This window comes from Actinobacillus genomosp. 2 (genome assembly GCF_029773605.1).
Lineage (GTDB): Bacteria > Pseudomonadota > Gammaproteobacteria > Enterobacterales > Pasteurellaceae > Actinobacillus.
Genome location: NZ_CP103807.1, coordinates 1,248,799 through 1,269,773, shown reverse-complemented (window position 1 = coordinate 1,269,773; position 20,975 = coordinate 1,248,799). Strand labels below are relative to the sequence as shown.

At 38.3% G+C, this 20,975-nt stretch carries 19 protein-coding genes; 10 read left to right on the top strand and 9 right to left on the bottom strand.

Going from position 1 to position 20,975, the window contains the following annotated elements:
• The first annotated feature begins 64 nt into the window (after positions 1-64).
• Positions 65-730, top strand: coding sequence for a phosphoglycolate phosphatase (locus NYR60_RS06220; RefSeq protein WP_279466174.1), 666 nt, complete (start codon positions 65-67; stop codon positions 728-730).
• A gap of 139 nt (positions 731-869) precedes the next feature.
• The gene (gene trpS / locus NYR60_RS06215; protein ID WP_279466172.1) at positions 870-1,898 is read left to right on the top strand and encodes a tryptophan--tRNA ligase; all 1,029 of its coding nucleotides are present in this window, start codon (positions 870-872) and stop codon (positions 1,896-1,898) included.
• Between the two features lie 72 nt (positions 1,899-1,970).
• Here the strand turns inward: trpS and matP are convergent, their stop codons facing one another.
• Entirely contained in the window at positions 1,971-2,417 is a 447-nt protein-coding gene (gene matP / locus NYR60_RS06210; protein ID WP_279466170.1) for a macrodomain Ter protein MatP, read from the bottom strand.
• 84 nt (positions 2,418-2,501) lie between these two features.
• Between matP and NYR60_RS06205 the strand changes: the two genes are divergently transcribed.
• From NYR60_RS06205 to ptrA, 8 genes are all read left to right on the top strand, one after another.
• Positions 2,502-4,139, top strand: a complete 1,638-nt coding sequence (locus tag NYR60_RS06205; protein WP_279466167.1) for an AAA family ATPase — start codon at positions 2,502-2,504, stop codon at positions 4,137-4,139.
• A 110-nt stretch (positions 4,140-4,249) separates the two neighbouring features.
• On the top strand, positions 4,250-4,780 hold the full coding sequence (gene fabA / locus NYR60_RS06200; RefSeq protein WP_279445349.1) for a bifunctional 3-hydroxydecanoyl-ACP dehydratase/trans-2-decenoyl-ACP isomerase: 531 nt from the start codon (positions 4,250-4,252) through the stop codon (positions 4,778-4,780).
• Positions 4,781-4,868: 88 nt separating this feature from the next.
• Entirely contained in the window at positions 4,869-5,396 is a 528-nt protein-coding gene (locus NYR60_RS06195) for a pilus assembly FimT family protein (protein WP_279466165.1), read from the top strand.
• Between the two features lie 25 nt (positions 5,397-5,421).
• Positions 5,422-6,054 carry a hypothetical protein gene (locus NYR60_RS06190; RefSeq protein WP_279467973.1) on the top strand — a complete coding sequence of 211 codons (633 nt, stop codon included), beginning with the start codon at positions 5,422-5,424 and terminating at the stop codon, positions 6,052-6,054.
• A gap of 17 nt (positions 6,055-6,071) precedes the next feature.
• On the top strand, positions 6,072-6,728 hold the full coding sequence (locus tag NYR60_RS06185; RefSeq protein WP_279466163.1) for a DUF2572 domain-containing protein: 657 nt from the start codon (positions 6,072-6,074) through the stop codon (positions 6,726-6,728).
• Positions 6,718-7,014: a DUF5374 domain-containing protein gene (locus NYR60_RS06180; protein WP_279466161.1), complete on the top strand. Its 297-nt coding sequence runs from the start codon at positions 6,718-6,720 to the stop codon at positions 7,012-7,014. Before NYR60_RS06185 ends, NYR60_RS06180 begins: the two co-directional genes overlap by 11 nt.
• A 104-nt stretch (positions 7,015-7,118) precedes the next feature.
• Positions 7,119-10,463, top strand: a complete 3,345-nt coding sequence (recC, locus tag NYR60_RS06175; RefSeq protein ID WP_279466160.1) for an exodeoxyribonuclease V subunit gamma — start codon at positions 7,119-7,121, stop codon at positions 10,461-10,463.
• A complete protein-coding gene (gene ptrA / locus NYR60_RS06170; protein WP_279466159.1) occupies positions 10,460-13,420 on the top strand; it encodes a pitrilysin in 2,961 nt (986 codons plus the stop codon). The genes recC and ptrA overlap by 4 nt, the downstream gene beginning before the upstream one ends.
• Positions 13,421-13,476: 56 nt before the next feature.
• Here the strand turns inward: ptrA and dtd are convergent, their stop codons facing one another.
• The 8 genes from dtd to NYR60_RS06130 form a co-directional block, all read right to left on the bottom strand.
• Positions 13,477-13,911, bottom strand: coding sequence for a D-aminoacyl-tRNA deacylase (gene dtd, locus NYR60_RS06165; RefSeq protein ID WP_279466157.1), 435 nt, complete (start codon positions 13,909-13,911; stop codon positions 13,477-13,479).
• Positions 13,908-14,759: a virulence factor BrkB family protein gene (locus NYR60_RS06160; RefSeq protein WP_431831739.1), complete on the bottom strand. Its 852-nt coding sequence runs from the start codon at positions 14,757-14,759 to the stop codon at positions 13,908-13,910. The genes dtd and NYR60_RS06160 overlap by 4 nt, the downstream gene beginning before the upstream one ends.
• Positions 14,759-15,997, bottom strand: coding sequence for a glutamate-5-semialdehyde dehydrogenase (gene proA, locus NYR60_RS06155; protein WP_279466155.1), 1,239 nt, complete (start codon positions 15,995-15,997; stop codon positions 14,759-14,761). The genes NYR60_RS06160 and proA overlap by 1 nt, the downstream gene beginning before the upstream one ends.
• A gap of 166 nt (positions 15,998-16,163) precedes the next feature.
• Positions 16,164-16,916 (bottom strand): esterase family protein, encoded by a 753-nt coding sequence (locus NYR60_RS06150; protein WP_279466154.1) that lies wholly within the window; start codon positions 16,914-16,916, stop codon positions 16,164-16,166.
• Between the two features lie 11 nt (positions 16,917-16,927).
• A complete protein-coding gene (locus NYR60_RS06145) occupies positions 16,928-18,106 on the bottom strand; it encodes an ATP-grasp domain-containing protein (RefSeq protein WP_279466152.1) in 1,179 nt (392 codons plus the stop codon).
• Between the two features lie 193 nt (positions 18,107-18,299).
• Positions 18,300-19,304, bottom strand: coding sequence for an SPOR domain-containing protein (locus NYR60_RS06140; RefSeq protein ID WP_279466150.1), 1,005 nt, complete (start codon positions 19,302-19,304; stop codon positions 18,300-18,302).
• Positions 19,305-19,412: 108 nt separating this feature from the next.
• Positions 19,413-20,168 carry a class I SAM-dependent methyltransferase gene (locus NYR60_RS06135; RefSeq protein WP_279466149.1) on the bottom strand — a complete coding sequence of 252 codons (756 nt, stop codon included), beginning with the start codon at positions 20,166-20,168 and terminating at the stop codon, positions 19,413-19,415.
• A gap of 117 nt (positions 20,169-20,285) precedes the next feature.
• Positions 20,286-20,951, bottom strand: coding sequence for a M15 family metallopeptidase (locus NYR60_RS06130; protein ID WP_431831738.1), 666 nt, complete (start codon positions 20,949-20,951; stop codon positions 20,286-20,288).
• Positions 20,952-20,975: the final 24 nt, after the last annotated feature.

Sequence of the window (20,975 nt, the reverse complement as noted above, 5' to 3'; positions counted from 1 at the left end):
CCAATTGTTACGGTTTTTTTATTTGCTAAAATTAGTGGTAACTGAATTTAGATAAGGAAAAATTATGACTGCAAAATATAAAGTAATCGGTTTCGATCTTGACGGTACATTAGTAAATACCCTACCGGATTTGACTTTGGTGGCTAATTCGATGTTCGTCGAACACGGATTACCAACAACAACGCAAGAAAAAGTCTTAACTTGGATTGGCAAAGGGGCGGATATTTTCTTCCAAAATGCGATTTCCTATACCGGGCAAGTGTTTGATGCTCAAAAATTAGTCCAATTACGTACCAGTTTCGATAAATATTATGCGACTTATATTTGTGAAGAAAGTGTACTTTACCCAAATGTAAAACAAACTTTAGAAACCTTAAAAGCACAAGGTTATACATTAGTGGTGATTACCAATAAGCCAACTAAATTAGTAGAACCGGTCTTAAGTGCATTCGGAATTTTTGAATTATTCAGCGAATATTTAGGTGGACAATCGTTACCAAAAATCAAACCACATCCGGATCCGATGTTGCATATCTGTGAAAAGTTTGCTATTCAACCCAGCGAAATGTTATTTGTCGGTGATTCAGAAAATGACGTGATTGCCGCCAAGGCCGCCGGTTGTGATGTGGTCGGTTTAACTTACGGTTATAACTACAACGTACCAATCGAGCAATCAAAACCAACTTTTGTTACCGGTGAATTTGCTGATGTGTTGAAGTTTGTCAGCTAATTCTGCTCATAACAAGCGGTCAAATTCCCTTAACTTTTTGCAAAAAATTTATGGAATTTGACCGCTTGTGCTTTTATCGAATGGCAATAAAGGCTAAGATAAGTCCATTCGTTTCTAATTTAACAAGAGATTATAAAAAATGACCAAACCTATTGTATTTAGTGGTGTGCAACCATCGGGTGAATTAACGATTGGGAACTATTTAGGCGCACTGCGTAACTGGGTGAAAATGCAAGACGATTATGATTGCCTTTTCTGTATCGTTGATTTGCACGCTATTACTGTGCGTCAAGATCCAGCGGCGTTACGCAAAGCCTCTTTAGATGTGTTAGCACTTTATTTAGCTTGTGGTATCGATCCGAATAAAAGCACGATTTTTATCCAATCACACGTGCCGGAGCATACTCAATTAGCGTGGGTGTTAAATTGCTACACTTACTTCGGTGAAATGAGCCGAATGACCCAATTTAAAGATAAATCGGCACGTTATGAAGAAAACGTAAACGTCGGCTTATTTACTTACCCAGTATTAATGGCGGCGGATATTTTACTTTATCAAGCGAATCAAGTGCCGGTTGGCGATGACCAAAAACAACACTTAGAAATTACCCGTGATATTGCCAACCGTTTTAATGCCTTATATGGCAAAAAAGATGCGGAAGGTAATGTTCTGGAGCCGGTTTTCCAAGTGCCGGAAGTGTTTATCGGTAAAGCCGGTGCAAGAGTAATGTCATTGCTTGAACCGACCAAAAAAATGTCGAAATCAGATGATAACCGTAATAACGTTATCGGTTTATTAGAAGATCCGAAAGCGGTCGCGAAGAAAATCAAACGTGCAATGACAGATGGCGATGAGCCACCTGTGGTGCGTTACGACCGTGAAAATAAAGCCGGCGTATCAAACTTATTAGATATTCTGTCTGCGGTCAGCGGTAAAACCATTGCCGAATTAGAAGCGGAATTTGAAGGGAAAATGTACGGTCATTTAAAAACCGAAGTAGCGGAACAAGTTTCAGCACTTCTAACAGATCTTCAAGCACGTTATAAACACTTCCGTCAAGATGAAGCATTACTCGAGAAAATCTTCCGTGAAGGAGCCGAAAAAGCTCGGGTACGTGCGAGAAAAACACTTGAAGAAGTGTATAAATTGGTTGGTTTCGTACAATAATTCTTAAAGGAAAATGCCCTTGTAAGTGATATACAAGGGCATTTTGGTAGCTTTTTCGCGAAATTCGGCCGCTTATTTTAATAAGTCTTTCAGGCTAGATTTCATCTTCGCCATTTGCTCGTGATAGATTTGCTGATTTTCCAACTCGTCCATTAAATAATTAATCGCTTCTGAAAGCGTCATTTCTTTCTCTTTGGCATATTTGGACAAACGTAACCAGCTAGCGTATTCTAAATCAATCGACTTTTTCTTAGTGGTAATTTTTTCCGCATTAAAATAACGTTTACGTCTTGCTCGTACAGACTGACGCATTTTTCTGCGTTGTTCGGCAGTCATTTCCTGCTTAATCCACTGTTCGATTTCTTCAGGAGAATGTTGCAATGTCGTGAGTAATTGTACTTTCAACTCAATCAAGCTGGTTTCTTCGTGTTTGGTTATATTTTCGCCTTCACGATGTTTTTTCAGCAGATATTTCCATTTCCAATTCGCTTCTTGAATCTCTAATTTTTGATATCGCATTTTTATTTCATTCCCCTAGATTAACGCTTATCAGTATAGCGGAATTCTGTATAATAAACCAAATTTCTATTATGAGGCATTTTCGTGAATTTAACCCCATTAGCGTGGCAATCTTTAACGCTTCAGCATCCATTTTCTGAAGAATTTGATGCGGTACGTTTCTTCGATTTTCAACCCAATGCAAAGCAAGCGATTGATCTGTTTAAACGTGGACAGTTCGGTTCCCTGCTTGTGTTAAAAACAGAAACTTTCCCCGAATTTATTAATGAAATCGAGCAGTATTTAACTAAAGACGCTCATACCAATGTGATTACAAAAACCGAATTTAATAAAAATAATCTATTCGGTTACAGCATTTATTTGGAAAAAGAAAATAGAGTTGAAACCATTCAAGGAGCAATTCAAGCTGCTGATCAGCAAATATTAATGCTGAATATCAACGCATTATTGTTGGATATTACCCAATGGGATAAGTTAAAACAGGCATTATTATTCGGCTATTATGATCAACATTCGGTAAATCATATGCCTTATTGTTTACCGAAAATTCAAACGCAATTTAAATTAGTATTAATTGGCAGCCGAGAAGATATTTCTATGTTATCGGAATATGACGATAGTTTATATCAGTTTGGGCAATATGCTGAAATTGAATCCTATTTAAGTTTAGATGAAGAAAGCATTGAACTGTGGGGCGATTATGTGCAAAGCACAGCACAAAGTGTAATTGGCAGAACGTTTTCTGATAAGGCATTAAGTCAGTTTTTACAAGCTTATGTTCGTGAGAGCGAGAGTCAGGAACTGGTTTCGATTTCACCGACCTTATTAAAAAAACATTTATTAGGGCTTGCAAATTTTTATCCAAATACGACCGCTTTTAGTCAAGTTCAGCCGTATTTTAATTATTTGGAACAGCAATCTTCCGTGTTAAATAAATATACGACGCAAGATATTTTGACTAATCAGCTATATATTGAAACTGATGATGAAGAAATCGGACAGATTAACGGTTTATCAGTGATTGAATTTGAAGGTGTTCCTCATTCATTTGGCGAACCACTACGCATTAGCTGCAATGTCCAATACGGTGACGGAGAGATTACTGATATTGAACGAAAAGTGGAATTAGGCGGTAATATTCATTCCAAAGGTATTATTATTGCCCAATCTTGCTTAGCCAATTTATTAGAATTTCCAACCCAGTTACCATTTTCCGCTTCGCTTGCATTTGAGCAGTCTTACGGAGAGGTGGACGGCGATAGTTCATCACTCGCCATTTTCTGCGTATTGATCAGTGCCTTAGCTAAATTACCATTGCCACAGTCGATTGCGGTCACGGGTTCTATCGATCAATTCGGTAATGTATTAAGTGTCGGTGGCGTGAATCAGAAAATTGAAGGCTTTTTTAATATTTGTGATGCGAGGGAATTAAATGGTAAACAAGGTGTGATTATTCCGGCAACTTGTCTTTCGCATTTAAGTTTAAAAGCAGAAGTAATCGAGGCAGTTAAAGCAAAACAGTTCAATATTTGGGCGGTTACTAATGTTTTTGAAGCGATTCAGATTCTCTTAAATCAGCATTTTTATGATGAAGATAAACCTGAAAATTGTGATAAACCTTCTATCTTTAGCTTGATTCATCAACAGATTGAGCAAGAACAAGCCCGTGAGGAAAGTGGTTCGTTTATTAATAAAATTTACCAATTTTTCCGTCGTCACTGATCCGACAAGTTCAGCGAACAGTTGTTCGCTGATTTAAAAGCCTGTACTATCGCTTCAAATCAGAAGCCCTGATAGTACGGGCTTTTTTGTTTATCTATAGGAATAAAAAAATGAACACGTGTACACCTAATATTAAAGATAGCTATACTTACGAAGATTTATTGGCTTCAGGTCGAGGCGAACTTTTCGGTAAAGAAGGTCCACAATTACCAGCACCGTCGATGTTAATGATGGATCGTATTAATCTAATGACTGAAAACGGCGGCTTATTTGATAAAGGTTATATTGAAGCTGAGTTGGATATTCGTCCGGATTTACCATTCTTTGGTTGTCACTTTATTGGTGATCCGGTTATGCCCGGTTGTTTAGGCTTAGATGCAATGTGGCAATTAGTTGGTTTCTTCCTCGGCTGGAGTGGGGGCAAAGGTAAAGGGCGTGCATTAGGTGTGGGCGAAGTGAAATTTACCGGTCAAATCTTACCGAGTGCGAAAAAAGTGATTTACCGTATTAATATGAAACGTGTGATTAATCGTAAATTGGTGATGGGTATGGCTGACGGTGAAGTAGAAGTGGACGGTCGAGTGATTTATACCGCAACCGATTTAAAAGTGGGTTTATTCCAAGATACATCTTCTTTCTAATTTTGCGATCGAGATCGAATAAAAAAAGATAGCTTATTTTCTTCATACTTTAGATTAAATAGTATTCTTCTTCGGGAGAATACTATTTATGTTTAAAGCCTTCACACTCATTGAAAGTTTAATTACGTTATCCATTCTTATTATTTCATACTATTTCATTTCACCGGTTATTTTTCAATTACAAGACAGCATTGCATTGAATAATGAAATTGAAAATATCCAGTCCTTTATTTATCAAATTCAGTCTAAAGCACGCTATCAAAAACAGAGTTATACGCTGACCGCTTCACAAAATCTACAAACGCAAAATTGGTGTCTGATTGCAATACAGAAAAAAGTCGGATCAACACAAGAAGTGGTCTGTGATTGCTTGAATATCAAACAATGCCGATTAACTCAGCACTTTTTCCTTTATGACAATAGCCATTCAAATATTAAATTAAAAAATAACAGTTTATATCCTAAATCATTGTTGAATATTGACGGCACGGCAGGGCGTTTGGAATCTAAATGTTTGGCATTAAGCCTAAATCAAGTCAGTAAAATTTTACAATTTGATCAATGGGGGCGAGTGTATGTCGTACCGAAAGATAAACGCAGTGTTTGTAAATTCTAAATTGAAGGCTGTTACTGTAGTTGAGATGTTGATTTCTTTGTTCTTGGCTGTGGGCTTATTAATTATCGTTTCTCAGCTATATGGGCAGTTCTATCAGAATAAAGTAAAACAAAATGAATTGCTTATGTTACAAAAAGAGAGTCATCAATTATTAAGCTATTTACAACAACATATTCAGCATATGGGATATCAAGGGCATACTCGAGAGCAGAGTAATTTCTACTTATTTGAAAAAGAGGATAAACGTTATGCGATTGATTTAAACGGACGATGTTTACTGTTTTTTTATGATTTAAATCATGACGGTTGTTTAGGTAAACGTGCAACAAAAAATGCTCATTGTATTAGTCGACAGACTAATCAAACGAAAGAATTAGCTAAAGAAGTATTCGGTATTAAGTTAGAAAATAAATCACTTTATATTTACGATAAAAATACTTTGGAGCATTGCACTTATCAAGAATGTCGAAAATTATTAAATGCTTGCCGTGATAAATGGCGAAAGTTTACTTCGGAACAAGATTATCTCGTTGAACGTTTGCTCTTTGAATGGAAAGAAGAAAATAAATTATTACATATTGCTCTGAAATTAACCTCTAACAGGCAGAAAGCGGTAAGTTATGAAGTTAATAGTTTAGTCTATATTCTAAATCATTAAAAAGTTAAACGAATAAAATGTGGCAACATAAATTTAAAGCAACGGTTTTACTTGTCGGCTTAATTTCACTTTCCGGTATTTTAAGTCTGATTTTTCTCTCCAGAGAAAAGTTTATTTCTTATGAGCAACAGGCAAATCATTATTATCATCAATATTTGAACGATAAAATGGCATTACTTAAACAACATGCTATTGATGAAAATGCAGTATGTCTAAAGGCTAAACAAGATGAAATTCTGATCGAATTGACTCATTCAACTTATCAATTTTATTGTGAGAAATCTCCCTTTTTCTTAGGCAAACCACCAAGTAAAAAAATAGTCATCTTTGAGCAAATAACTGATCATTTAAGGCTGAATGATTCAATTCCGATTATGGAGATCGAAACATTATTGGAGCTTCCGCCTACGACACCTAGCGATCCTAAGATTGTGCTTTTGGGACAAGATATTAATGAAAAATTGACTCGAGATTTTTATGGCATTTTGATTACACAGCATAAATTAGCATTGAAAAGTGGAGCGAAGATATACGGCATACTTTATTCCTCACAAGAGGATCATAAAAATAGCAGATATATTACTTATAGCCGTGAGGTCGTTGATTATTTTGACAAGCAATATTCATCTTGGCATTTTCAAGCAAACTCAAGGAATATTTTAAATGCGAAATAAGTTATATACGGCGGAAACGTTGTCGAGTGTGTTAGTTGGTCTTACATTATTTGCATTGATTTGGCTGAGTTTTTCCAATTGGCAACAGCGTCAGATAGCCAAAATTAATACTCATTATCAGCATCAGCAAGCGTTGCAGATTATAGAAAATCAGATTGCACTTAGATTAGCCAATAAGCCTTGTGAGAAACAAATCATACAAAATCGCATTACTTTTCAGATTGAATGTAAAACCGGAAAAATTCAAGTTAAGTTTCCACTTGGGCAAGCGGTTATTTTTGAATGAGATTTTACAAAGGCGAGTAAAAAATGACCGCTTGCCGACCAAGGAAAGAGATTGAATCTGTTGGGGTTTTAGTAGAAAATCTTTCGGCTACACAAGGAGTTTCTATGTTCACGGTCTTTTTCTCTCAAAAACTTTCATCTTTGGCTACGCTACTTATCCGTTTACAACAAAATGATCCGAATCCCAATCCGTTTGAACCGGAAACTGTATTAGTACAAAGTGTTGGTATGGCACAATGGCTACAAATGCAAATTGCCGATCAAACCGGTGTTGCCAGGAATTATCAATTTCCGTTTCCAACCAGTTTTTTATGGCAACAATATCGTGTGCTGTTTCCGGAGCTACCTAAAGAGAATATTTTTGAAAGAGAGCGTGTCACTTGGCGTTTAATGCGATTAATTCCAAATTATTTGCATCAAGTGGAATTTGAACCGTTAAATCTTTATCTAAATAAAGATATGCGTCAGTATCAGTTAAAGTTATATCAATTAGCCGGCAAAATTGCTGATCTTTTTGACCAATATTTAGTTTATCGTCCGCATTGGTTAGTACATTGGGAAAGCGGCCAGATTGAAATGGTATTAAAGGAAATTTTAACTGCCGCTGCGTTTCAAGAGAAAAATGAGCAAGATATTTTGGCGAACTTACGTTGGCAGGCGACACTATGGAACGCATTAGTGGAAGATATTAAGACAGATAGTGACGAAAAAGTGTTTATGACTTCTCATCGTGCTTATTTGCAACAACAATATTTCGATAAATTGGATAATTTGACTAAAGCAGAACAAGCTAAATTACCTAAGCGTATTTTTGTGTTTGGGATTTCCTCGTTACCGGCGACACAACTTGCAGTATTAAAGAAACTGAGTGAGCATTGTGATATTTATTTGTTCTTTTTAGATCCAAGCCAAGAATATTGGGCGGATAGTGTTGAAGATAAAAGTTTGGAGAAACTGGCGTTAAAACAGCAACTTTCTCAGCAAGATCTTGATGCGTTATTAGCGGAACAGGGTAATCAGTTGCTGACAATGTGGGGTAAGCAGGGACGTGAGTTTTTAGCACAATTAGTTGAACAAGAACCGGATAATACGATTGATGTTTTTGATGAATATGCCGGCGACTCAAATTTGACCAAATTAAAAAATGCGATTTTGCATTTTAACAATGAACAACGTTTCGAGCTTGCTGAACAGGATCGGTCGATACAAATCCATTCCTGTCATAGTGTGATGCGAGAAGTAGAAGTGCTACATAATAAATTACTGCAGATGTTCGAGCAGAATCCGGCACTCACGCCCAAAGATATTATTGTAATGTCGGCGGATATTGATAAATATGCACCCTATATTAATGCGGTGTTTGCACGTTATGAAAGAGGCGATAAGCGATATATTCCCTTTACGCTTTCCGACCAAAAAGTGACCGCTGTTGATCCGATTATTGCCAGTTTTTTAATATTGTTGAATTTGAAAGAAAGTAATTTTAATGCAGAATCATTATTAGATTTATTAGATGTTAATGCACTTCGTACACGTTTTCATTTACAAGAACAAGATTTGCAAATTTTACGAGATTGGGTTAATCAAGTCGGGATTCGTTTTGGCTTAAATGTTCAGCAAGACGATTGGCAAAATCATAATGCGTGGGAGAACGGCTTAACCCGTTTATTGCTAGGGACCAGTTTAAAAGAGGAATCCGGTATTTGGCAGGATAGCATTGCCTTTAATGAGAGCTATGGTTTATCCGCAACATTAGTCGGCTTTTTAGCCAAATTTATTGAAAATCTGACCGCTTGGTATGAGTTTATACAACAAGATCACACTATTATTGAATGGAATACTCGTATTCAAATGCTGATTGGTGAGTTTTATCAAGAATCAGATGATAGTTTAGATGCCATATTGTTATTGAATGAAACATTAAATGAGGTAGTCAATAAAGCTGAACAGGCTAAATTTACCGAAAGTATCGGTATTGAAATCATTCGTTTATTACTAGAGGATAAGCTGAATCAACAACAAAATAGTTTACATTTCTTAGCCGGTAAAGTTAATTTTTGTACTTTACTACCGATGCGATCCATTCCGTTTAAAGTGGTTTGTTTATTGGGGATGAACGAAGCGGATTTCCCTCGTCAACATTCGGTCAATAGTTTTGATTTAATGCAATATGCACCGAAACGAGGCGACCGTGCTAGACGTGATGATGACCGTTATTTATTTTTAGAGGCTTTGCTTTCTGCTCAAGAGATTTTTTATCTAAGCTATATCGGACAATCGGCGACGAATAATAAACAACGTTTACCGTCAGTATTGGTTTCACAATTATTAGACTATTTGGCAGAGCATCTGACCGAATCCTCACGTTTGCAAGTGAGCGAAAATGAACGGTTCTCCGAGTCATTATTTTTACAAAAAATGGTAGTAAAACAACCGCTTACTGTATTTAGCCCTAAGAACTTTACAGCAGAATATGCTTCTTATGATAAAGAGTGGTTATTGGATCAACCGTACGAATCATTAGCGGATTTTCTGTATGAACCGTTGGACTTAAAAGGCGAGATACCGACAGAAATTAATCTTGAAGATTTAATTGCCTTTGTGAGTAACCCGATTAAATATTTCTTTAATCATCAGTTGGGTGTTTATTTCCGTAACAACGAAGAAAGTATTGAAGAAAGTGAGAAGTTCTCGCTTAGTGATTTGGATAATTACCAATTGCGTCAACATTTGGTCACGTTGGAGTCAGCAGAAAGAGAGACATTTTTTAAGCAAGAACAATTAAAAGGAAACTTACCGATGGCTAACTTTGCTAAAGTTTCTGTGCAGGATTTAGAAGATTCGGTCAATGAATTGCGAGAACTTATTTTGCCTTATTTAGGCGAGAGCGATATTTTAGGCATTGAACAATTATTTGAAGTTAACCAACTTAAAATCCGCTTATTCGGTAATATCCAAAATAAATTTGCCAATGAAATTGTGTTTTGGAAAGTAAGTAGCTTGAAAGATAAGGATTATATCCGTTTATGGATTTTTTATTTAGTCATTAAAGCTCAAGACTTAAATATAGATCTGAAGGCAATTACAAGGAATAAAGACGGAGCGGAAATCTTCCAATTTAGTCAAATTAGTACGGAACAAGCTCGTTCGCAATTACACACTTATGTCGTTGCTTATTTAGCCACCTTTAGAAAATTAACCTTCGGAATTTGGGAAGGTTTGGATAATTATTTTGAAAAGCAGCCTGAGGAACAAACCATTGAAGAATATTGTCAGCAACAATTATCGGCATTAATAGATAAACAGTATTTTGAGGGGGGGTACTTGCAACGAATATTACAACAGAGTTCGCAAGTAGATTATGCTGACATTCATACCACAACCTTGGAATGGTTTGAATTAATGCAACAAAGCAAACCAAAAAAAGCCAAAATTAAGGAGAAAAAATGAGAAAGAAGATGATTTCTCGTGCTATACGTTATGCCTTATCCGCAACTTTTGTATTGGGGATAATACAGCCAACATGGGCAAATAATTTGCAAAATCAGGCCGCTTCCGGTGAACGAACAATTTTGCCGCTAAAAACAGCCGGTTTTGAAGTCTTGCAGCAAACGATTAATAAAAGCCCGAATGATAAAGCAATTTACCAAGCGATTCGTTTGCAAAACGGTATGACAGTTTTGCTCATTTCTGATGATAAAGCGAATAAATCGTTAATGTCGTTAGCTTTACCAATCGGTTCAATGGAAGATCCGCAACAGCAACAAGGGCTAGCACACTATTTGGAACATATGATCTTAATGGGATCAAAGCAGTTCCCTGAAACCAATAGTTTAGATCAGTTTTTGACGAAAAACGGTGGCTATAACAATGCTTCAACCACTTCCGATCGTACCGCTTATTATTTGGAGGTAAATAATAATGCGTTTGATGAAGCGGTCGCTCGTTTGGCGGATGCTTTTGCCCAGCCGTTATTATCAGAGAGTAATGCGAAAAAAGAAGTTAATGCGGTAAATGCGGAAATGGTGCGAGCTAAATCGAGTGACGGGCATTTATTACATAGTGTGAATTTAGCTACTGCTAATCCAGCTCACCCGATTACCAAGTTTGCGGTTGGAAATAACCAAACTTTATCGGATAAATCGGATAGTAAATTACAAACAGAATTAGAGTGGTTTTATCAGCGTTATTATTCTGCCAATTTAGTTAAAGCCATACTCTATTCCAATCAATCCATCGAACAATTAGCTGCTTTAGCTGAACGTACGTTAGGAAAAATGCAGAATAAGCAGCTAGCTGTACCCACAGTTGATATGCCATTCTTTCGTGCGGAAGATAAAGGCGTGTTGATTGAATATAAACCGGTTCAACCGACCAAATTACTGTCCGTTTCATTTGATATGCAGAATGACGAGGACAAATTCGCCCATAAAACCGGTGAATATTTGGCGTATGTTTTTAGTAATAATACTGAGGGAACGCTTTCCGATTACTTAATTAAACAAGGTTTGTCCGATAGCGGAATTGCTGCCGTACCAAGTGCGAACGTCAGCCGTAATCGAGGCGATTTTACTTTTTATGTTGCGTTAACCGATAAAGGGTTGGCGGAACAAGATAAAGTGATTTCATTGATTTTTCAACAAATCGAACAAGTGAAAAAAGAAGGTATTCAGGACAGTTATTTCAATGAAGTGCGTGAGAGCTTAAAACAGGATTTCCAACATTTACAAGTAGAGAAAAACGGCAACTATATTGAAGCACTTGCCGAGCAAATGTTGCATTATCCGGTCGAACATATTTTAGATTCATCTTATGTGGTCAGCACAATGGACCGTGAAGCGATAAAAGCTAAATTGGAGACAATGACATTAGATAATGCACGTATTGTATTGGTTTCAGAGCTGGCGAAAACTGATAAAAAAACACCGTATTTTGAAGCTGGCTATAGTGTGAGAAAATTTAGTGATGCAGAGAAAAAGCAATGGTTGGATTTCAGTAAAAATCCATCGCTTAAATTACCGGAGCTAAATCCTTACTTTGCAACCGATTTTTCGCTCATTCAGCCGACGGATGAACGTAAAATACCGAAAGCCTTAGTAAGTAATGAAGGTAAAGCGATTTATGCAATGCCGAGTCAATATTTTGCTCAAGATCCAAAGGCAATCGTGTCGGTCAGCTTATCCATTATGCCGAAAAATGACGAGTTAAAAGAAGCGGTTAGTGCCACTTTATTAGGTTATATGAATGATTTGGCACAAACAAAACTTGCTTTCCAAACCGCGGTAGCCGGTATGCAAGCAGAAGCCAATCCTTATCCTAATGGAATTTCGATTGAAGCGGAAGGTTATACTCAACACTTAGCGAAATTAATTGGTGATACACTGATCCAGTTTAAAACTTTTGAATTAAGTGAAGCAGTTTTATCGCAAGCGAAACAAAGAGCTGTTGAGGCATTAGACGGTTTAAGTAAGACAAGTAGTCTTACTCAAGCAAATCAAGTCATTGCTAATTTTACGGATTATCCGTATTTTGAAGAAGATAAACAGCGTAAAGTATTAAATGAGATGACGCTTAACGATGTGAAGTTAATTCGTGAGAAATTGTTAGCAAAATCAACCGGGTTAAGCATTTTATCCGTCGGTAATCTGAGTGATAAACAGGTGGAAAACTTGGCAAGCGAAATTAATGGCATTATCAAAAATAGTGAAACGGAACGAGGTAGAGGGCGTTATTTAGATCTGAATGATAGCACTCGTAAGTTAAATTACATTAAGAATGTACCACACGAAGATAATGCACTCAGCATTATTTATCTTGCTAAAGGTTATGATGAACTTGCTGGTTCTGCGAGAGCAAGTTTGTTGCGAGATATTATCGGCCGTTGGTATTTTGATGATTTACGCACCGAGAAACAACTAGGTTATGTGGTGTCAGCAAGCAGTGCTAAGTTAGGTAAAACATCTGGCATGCGTTTTATGGTTCAGAGTCCGAACACAACACCTGCTGGCATTATGCAACATAATCAACGCTTTTTTGCAGAAAGTTTAGCAAAATTGACCGCTTTATCTGAGCAAGAATTTGTTAAATATCGTGAGAGTTTAATCGAGAAATTACAGCGTAAGCCGGAATCATTAAGCCAAGAGTTTTCACAATTCACATTTGACTTTAATCGTCGTAATGAGCTGTTTGATCAACGAGCAAAAATGATTGAGGCGGTAAAACAGCTTACCAAGCAAGATCTGGTCGATTTTTATCGACATACAGTGATTGAACAGCAAGGTTTTGCTTTTGTTAGCCAAGCATTAGGCACTAAAGCAAAAGCGGAAGATGCGGCGAAACCGGTAGGTTATGAAAAAGTGGAGAGTATTGAAAAAATCCAAAAACAATTCCCGATTAAATACTATTAAATGAGAAGAGAATATTGAGAGAAAAGCCTAGTCTATAAAATTGACTAGGCTTTGTTTTATACCTGTAACCAGAAAGTCACCGGACCGTCATTTTGCAAGCTGACTTGCATATCTGCTGCAAATTGTCCGGTTTGTGTATGGATTTTGTGGGCGGCTTGTTGATGGAAATATTCGTATAACGCATTTGCTTCCTGAGGGGCTGCACCACGAGAAAAACTTGGGCGTAAACCTTTGTTGGTATCGGCAGCTAAAGTAAATTGTGATACCACTAATAGACTACCGACAGCTTGCTGTACGTTTAAATTCATTTTGCCTTGTTCATCGGAAAAGACTCGATAGTTTAATACTTTTTCCAGTAGTTTATCCGCTTTGGCTTGATCATCGCCTTGCTCTACACCGAGTAATACTAATAAACCCTGTGTAATCTCGCCGACTATTTGATTTTCAACTTCTACTTTTGCCCATTTTACACGTTGGATAAGTGCGATCATAAATTGAGTTTTCCTTTTTTCATTTCACTATATACATTCAATGTTGAAGTAATTAATCCGCCGATTAACACGACTTGCCAGCTCAAATGAATCCATAGCAACATAATCGGCAACACCGCTAAAGCACCGTAAATCGCTTGATAAGACGGAAAAGTGGTAATGTACCAAATAAACGCCTGTTTACCTAAGGTAAAAAAGATAGCCGCAATAATTGCTCCTATCATAGCGTGAAAAATGTTGACTTTGGTGTTCGGTACAAGCCAATAAACACTCGTAAACAGTAACCAAATTAGTACAAAAGGAGCGTATTGCAGAAGAGATTGGCTAAAGGATAACAATCCCTCACCATTAAAAATTGCCATTGAAAAGACATATGAGCTAATCGCAATGCTACCGCCGGCAAGTAACGGTGCGATAAATAAAATGACGGCATATAGCAAAAAAGAGATAAAAATCGACCGCTTGCGATGGTTACGCCACATTTTATTAAGCGTTTCATCAATGCTTTTAATCAGCATTAGAGCAACCACGACTAAACCGATTGTACTCACCATTCCCATTTTTTTTGAGTTTGCCACAAACAGATCAATATATTCTTCAACCATATCGCCAGCATTTGGGGCAAAGTTATCGTAAATCAGCGTTTTCAGTTGCTCGGTCGCTTCCTGAAAGAGAGGAAAAGCGGTAAAAATAGAAAATACCACCATAACCAACGGCACAATTGCTAATGTTGTACTGTAAGTTAAGTAGCCGGCTGACACCGGAATATTGTGAATTTTCCAGCGTTTGAGCAGCAGGTTAAGAAAAGATTTTAGTGATAAAAACATATTTACGTTAGCTTTTAACATTATTTTCTCACCAAATAATCCCCTTCGCAGACCCATTTGTAGGTGGTGAGAGCCTCTAAGCCCATTGGACCTCGTGCGTGGAGTTTTTGGGTGCTTACTGCCACTTCTGCTCCTAAACCGAACTCACCGCCATCGGTAAAACGGGTGCTGGCATTGATATAGACCGCCGCCGCATCAACTTGGGCGACAAATTGGCGTGCCAGTTGATAATCAGAAGTCAGAATGGCTTCCGAATGTTGCGAACCGTATTCACGAATATGTTCTACCGCTTTGGCTAAGTTCTCGACCACCACCACATTTAAATCTAACGAAAGCCATTCTTGACGCATTCTTGCTTGATCAAGCGGTTCAATTCCCTCAGTTTTTTGCAAATCATCGGTATGTAATGTCACGCCTAATGCTTTCATACGATTTGCAAGTTTCGGTAAAAATTCGACCGCTATTGCTTTTTCAACTAATAAGGTTTCGAGCGTGTTACAAGTGCTTGGGCGTTGCGTTTTGGCATTCGCAATAAGCTCTAACGCTTTTTGTTGGTCGGCACTTTTTTCGACAAACATATGGCAAACACCGATCCCACCGACAATTACCGGAATGGTCGAGTTTTCTTTACAGAACTGATGCAAACCGGCACCGCCACGAGGGATCACCATATCAATGTAACGATCGAGTTTTAATAATTCGAGTAATAAAGCACGATCCGGATCGGTAACCGCCTGAACCGCCAGTTTCGGTAAACCGGCAGTTTTCAACGCTTGTTGCACCACTTCCACTAACACCGCATTGGTAAATTTGGTTTCTTTACCACCACGTAAAATGACCGCATTACCGGTTTTCAAGCACAGAGAGGCAACATCAATCGTGACGTTTGGGCGTGCTTCATAAATGGTAAGAATCACCCCGAGCGGCACACGTTGACGTTCAACTTTTAAACCTGAATTTAATACACCGCCATCAATTACTTGCCCGACCGGATCAGCGAGCTTCGCCACGTTACGCACATCATTAGCAATACCTTGCAAACGGCTTTCGTTTAATAACAAACGATCGATGATAGCGGTCGAAATGCCCTGATTTTTTGCAAATTCAATATCTTTGGCATTGGCGGCAAGGATTTCTGCCGAGCGTTGTTCCAATTGTTCGGCAATGGTAAGAAGTGCTTGGTTTTTTTGAACGCTTCCGAATTGAGCCAGTTCAATACTGGCAGTTTTGGCTTGTTGAGCGAGGGTAAGCATTTGCATAGTGATATATCTCTGAATCATAAAAATTAAGAGCAGTCTATCATAGCTATTTACCCGGATTAAAGTGGAAATTTCTCCGAAAATCACTTTAACTTAAGTGTTAAAAAAAGCAGAACTTTTACAAGTTCTGCCTTGTTGCGATATGAGTTTTAGGATGTTTAGACAGTTAGATAATTCGCTGTTCTTCCAATTTTCCGAGGAAATACGGCATCATTTTACGCCATGACGGCCAGTCATGTTCAACGTCGTGTCCCCAGTAATCAAACCACGCCGGAATAGCTTTGGCATTGAACGCTTCTTGTAAACGGCGGGTATCTTCCACGTGTTGTTCTTCCCAAGCACCTTGTCCAACCGCAATAATAAAATGATTTTGGCGGTAACGATTTAAGAACCAATCATCATTTTGTCCCCAAAGCGAATCAATAGACGAATTAAAATATACCGTTGGATCGCCGTAAAATTCGCCGGTAAAGAAACGCGCGTCATAAACACCGCTCAGTGCAATGGTGGTATCAAACAGATCCGGATGACGAAGTGCAAAATTGACCGAATGGAACGCGCCCATACTGCAACCGGTAGCGATCATCGTACCGTTCCAATTTGCTTCGTGGCGGATTAACGGCACTAATTCGTGGACGATATAACGGTCGTAAGCATTATGTGCTAACGCCATATCGTGTCCGGATTTGTGTAATGCCAACCACGATTCGCTATCGTAAGAATCTGGTGTGTAAAATTTGATTAAACCACGATTAATAAATTCACGGCAAGCCTCAATCATACCGAAATTACCATATTCGTTTTGATTACCTCCCGAGGAAGGAAACACGATTACCGGTTTACCGGCATGACCATACACATTGAAGTGCATTTCACGACCTAATTCACCACTCCAATGACTTCTTCTTTCAAAATGCATTGCTAGCTCCTTTACTGTTTTTGTTGTGCAAAACGGACAATTTCACGTAATTGTTCCATGGTTTCGGTACGGACTAAAATGCCGTGTTCGCCCATAATTTTGGCAAATACGCCCGGTACGGTTTGTACGCTGATAATATTGTTGGCATATTTATGGCAAACGTCTTCAATGCTGTTCAAATAATTTTGGTTCGCTTTACGTGAGATATATACCACATTCCATGGGTGGGTAATATCTGCATAGAATTGGTTTTCCGTCACGATATTGGCGTATTCACGGAACACGTCAAAATCATTCGCATAGTTCCACATATCAATGGTTAAACCGCCCGGTGGACGGCAGTTGATTTCAAGCGGTAATAATTCGCCAGTTTTTTTCACACGGAAAAACTCAAAGTGGAAGAAACGTTCACGCACTTTAAAGGCTTCAACACAAATTTTGCCTAATTCGACTAATTTGGGTGAGATTTCACGTGGTACGTAATAGAACATATCGCCGTCTTTTTCCACCGTGTCTAACACCGCTTCAGAATATTCGAGGCTAGAATAGAATACGATATTGCCTTCGTGATCGGTTAAACCGTCAAAGGTCACGATATCGCCGTCAATAAATTCTTCCATAATATATTCGACTTGCGGATTTTGAACGGCGAAAAATTCGTTTAACTGCGCTTCATTACGCACTTTATAAGTGTCTGAAGCTCCAACACCGGAGTTCGGTTTTATGATCACCGGAAATTTCAGCTCTTTAGCTAATTTGCGAGCATCTTGCTCATCTTTAAACACACGTCCTTTTGCTACTTTTAAACCGGCTTTACGAAAGACTTCTTTCATCTGTGCTTTAGTTTTAATCGTGAGCATATCCTCATTTTTATAACCGAACACATTGAAATCAGTACGCAATTTAGCATCCAGTTCAAGCCAGTATTCATTGTGTGATTCGATACGATCAATACGCCCATATTTATGGGCGAAATAACCCACCGCACGATAAACCTGATCGTAATTTTCCATATTATCCACACGATAATATTCGGTTAAATGTGCTTTTAATGTATCGCTGAGTTGCTCATAAGGCGTGTCGGCGATACCTAACGTATTAATGCCTTTTTCCTTCATTCGGACGGCAAACGTCTCGAAATTAGTCGGAAAATGCGGCGAAATCATCACAAAGTTGAGTTGTTTTGACATAAATTCATTCCATATATAAGAAAGTGTATTGGTGTAAAAATAATACTTATAACTTTTATCAAGTTGATCAGATTCTAAGCGACTTTTTGGCTTTTTGATACTATTTTATTAAGCGAAATATATTAATTATCAAATAAAAAGGACTGATTCGAGATTATCGAATCAGTCCTTGAAAGCAATTAAACGAATCTAGTTACATTGAAATAATCACACATTCAGCAACGCTACGTGCATTAGATTGTGCCGTTGAAGCCGCCGCCCTATCGCCGACTGGGCCGACAAATACACGATTCCAATCGGAACTCGAACTAATGCGTGCATTAAAACCTGCCATCGCTAAACGTGCCTGCATATTTTCTGCCTGTGCTTTATTTTTAAATGCGCCGCATTGTAAGCCAAATTTACCAGCTTGAGCTGAGGGCTTATCAGAAGGTTTTGCTGCTGTTGCAATAATCTTAGGTTGCTCAGCTTTTTTAGGTTGTTCTTCTTTCTTAGGCTGTTCTACTTTTTTAGATGACTCAGTTTTTGCTTGTAACTCTGTGGTTTTTGGCTCAGCTTTAGCTTGTTCAGCTGCCGTTTTCGCTTTCTGTTCTGCCGGAGTAGGCGATTTTACAGTTTCTGCCGTAGTGGTAGCCTGCTTTTGTTTTGCTAATTCTTGCTGTTTTTTCAATTCCGCTTGTTTGCGTTTTTCTTCGGCTAATTTGGCCATTTTTTGTTGCTCAGCCAATTTTTTTGCCTCTAATTCTTCCGGTGTTAGAGCTACAACGCTTGGCGGTGTTTGCGTATCTGTTGTCGCATCTGCGGTTGTATTTTCGGACGATTTAGGTGCAGGGTTTTCTGCCGCTATACGAGCCTGTTCTTCTTGTTTTAATTTTGCTTCGAGTTGCTGTTTCTGTTCTGCAGAAAGCTGAGCTAATTTTTCTTGTGATTTCTGAGTATTATCAGTTAATACTTCACGAGTTTCTAAATCACGAATATAGCTATACACTTCTTCCGGACGGCTTGGCAAGGCAGGTCCTTGAGGCTGAACCGGTTGATGTTGTTGAGTAGCTGGAATGATTGGTGTAGGAGCATTTTCTTTTAATACCCATAGACTAATTCCGCCGGCTAGAAGTAGGAAAATAATAATTCCTAAGATAAGAGATTTATTTAGGCCCTTATTTTTATTTGAACGGGCAGCATAATCACGTTGAGGCACGGTAAACACCTATATGTCTAATTAAAAAACTAAAAGTAGTAATCCTACTAGAAAAACTGCAATTTGCCTAGAAGCTAAGCAGATAAGCAACTGGATTTTCACAAAACTTTACGCAGATTTTAAATGAGAAAGATAAACGTCAAAGCGGTGATTTTTCGTGGTTTGCGAAAAATCCGGTTTTTGCTCCGCTAGAAAAGGGGCATAGTCAGGACGTTTTACCACCACTCTTTTACGAGCCAGTGCTTTTGCCGGCACAAAGAAATCATCCGAATCCAAATCAGCACCGACTAAATGTTGGAATACTCGCATTTCTTTTTTCACTAAGGCACTTTTTTGTTTATGTGGATACATTGGATCTAAATAAACCACATCGGCAGTTTGTTGTTGCGTATCCAGTTGAGCAATATTACGGACATCGGACAAAATCATTCGCTCCTGCATAAAGCTACCGATTTCCGGATCGGCATAGGCTCTTGTTAATCCGTCTTCTAAGAGTGCAGCAACAACCGGGTTACGTTCGACTAGTAGCACTTTGCAACCGATAGCCGCTAACACAAAAGCATCTCTGCCCAGTCCTGCAGTTGCATCAATCACTGTGGGTAAGTAATCTCCTTTAATTCCGACCGCTTTTGCCACAGCTTCACCTCGACCGCCACCGAATTTGCGGCGGTGAGCCATGGTGCCATCGACAAAATTGACTGCTATCGCACCGAGTTTCGGCTCGTCGAGTTTACGCAGTTCTAAACGTTCGTCAGTCAACACTAAAGCCAAGCTAGAGGATTGAGCGTGAGTGAGTTGCCATTTGTCACAAATTTGCTGAAATTTCTCAGCATTTGAAGATTCATTGATAAGTTGAATGGTCATTATATTAATCGCAAAAGATTATTCGGTTCGGTAATACAGCTCGGAAAATACTAAGGTACACAGAAGAAAAATAATGTTTCATTTCCATGTTGTCAGTGTATTTCGAGGTAAGAGATATCAGCCAAATAATTGGTTAAAATGTTCAAGTAAGCAGGCTTTGCCGGCAAGCGGTTCATTTTGCCACGATTTTTGCAAAATCTCGGAATTGAACAATTTTTCATATTCAGCAGAAATCGGACGATAACTGATATGCCAAGGCTCATAACCGACTTTCGCATTATGAATACCATCAAACGGAAAATAAAAACCGAAACGTTCGGCATTGTGATGTAGCCATTCGGTTAATAATGCGAAATAACCACCGTTTTGATATTCCCAAGGTTCAAGCTGTAAATGTTGCCCTTCCGGCAGTAAATCAGGATCAAAAATATCAATTTCCGTTCCCCAATGATGACGGCTAGATCCTGGTACTGCCGACCAACGCATCATTGCTTGAATTTTGTGTAAGTCGTCCAATTTACTCATATCAATCGCATAACCATTATCATCATGTACTTTGCGTTCGCCGTTAAATTTAGCGTTCCAAATCAGCATTTGGCGTTCAAAATCACGATAAGTGCTAGCAGGCTGTAAATTAAAACCGGCATCTTTTGCTGCCTGTTGCAATGCAAGAAAGGCATCAACTACCTCAGCTTGCAGAAAATGTTTATCCGATAACGGATTCGGCAACGGCACAAGGTGTTCACGTGTTTTACCGGTGAGAATATCGGTTAGATTTTGCATGATTGAAAAATCTCCTTTTTATTA

What these genes read in the sequence shown, in the direction of transcription:
- NYR60_RS06160 (WP_431831739.1), bottom strand. Translation starts at nt 14,759, where the DNA reads ATGTTAAAAGCTAACGTAAATATGTTTTTATCACTAAAATCTTTTCTT.
- NYR60_RS06130 (WP_431831738.1), bottom strand. Translation starts at nt 20,951, where the DNA reads ATGCAAAATCTAACCGATATTCTCACCGGTAAAACACGTGAACACCTT.
- NYR60_RS06145 (WP_279466152.1), bottom strand. Translation starts at nt 18,106, where the DNA reads ATGTCAAAACAACTCAACTTTGTGATGATTTCGCCGCATTTTCCGACT.
- NYR60_RS06190 (WP_279467973.1), top strand. Translation starts at nt 5,422, where the DNA reads ATGTTGATTTCTTTGTTCTTGGCTGTGGGCTTATTAATTATCGTTTCT.
- dtd (WP_279466157.1), bottom strand. Translation starts at nt 13,911, where the DNA reads ATGATCGCACTTATCCAACGTGTAAAATGGGCAAAAGTAGAAGTTGAA.
- NYR60_RS06185 (WP_279466163.1), top strand. Translation starts at nt 6,072, where the DNA reads ATGTGGCAACATAAATTTAAAGCAACGGTTTTACTTGTCGGCTTAATT.
- trpS (WP_279466172.1), top strand. Translation starts at nt 870, where the DNA reads ATGACCAAACCTATTGTATTTAGTGGTGTGCAACCATCGGGTGAATTA.
- proA (WP_279466155.1), bottom strand. Translation starts at nt 15,997, where the DNA reads ATGCAAATGCTTACCCTCGCTCAACAAGCCAAAACTGCCAGTATTGAA.
- NYR60_RS06180 (WP_279466161.1), top strand. Translation starts at nt 6,718, where the DNA reads ATGCGAAATAAGTTATATACGGCGGAAACGTTGTCGAGTGTGTTAGTT.
- NYR60_RS06150 (WP_279466154.1), bottom strand. Translation starts at nt 16,916, where the DNA reads ATGCATTTTGAAAGAAGAAGTCATTGGAGTGGTGAATTAGGTCGTGAA.
- ptrA (WP_279466159.1), top strand. Translation starts at nt 10,460, where the DNA reads ATGAGAAAGAAGATGATTTCTCGTGCTATACGTTATGCCTTATCCGCA.
- NYR60_RS06220 (WP_279466174.1), top strand. Translation starts at nt 65, where the DNA reads ATGACTGCAAAATATAAAGTAATCGGTTTCGATCTTGACGGTACATTA.
- matP (WP_279466170.1), bottom strand. Translation starts at nt 2,417, where the DNA reads ATGCGATATCAAAAATTAGAGATTCAAGAAGCGAATTGGAAATGGAAA.
- NYR60_RS06135 (WP_279466149.1), bottom strand. Translation starts at nt 20,168, where the DNA reads ATGACCATTCAACTTATCAATGAATCTTCAAATGCTGAGAAATTTCAG.
- fabA (WP_279445349.1), top strand. Translation starts at nt 4,250, where the DNA reads ATGAACACGTGTACACCTAATATTAAAGATAGCTATACTTACGAAGAT.
- NYR60_RS06195 (WP_279466165.1), top strand. Translation starts at nt 4,869, where the DNA reads ATGTTTAAAGCCTTCACACTCATTGAAAGTTTAATTACGTTATCCATT.
- recC (WP_279466160.1), top strand. Translation starts at nt 7,119, where the DNA reads ATGTTCACGGTCTTTTTCTCTCAAAAACTTTCATCTTTGGCTACGCTA.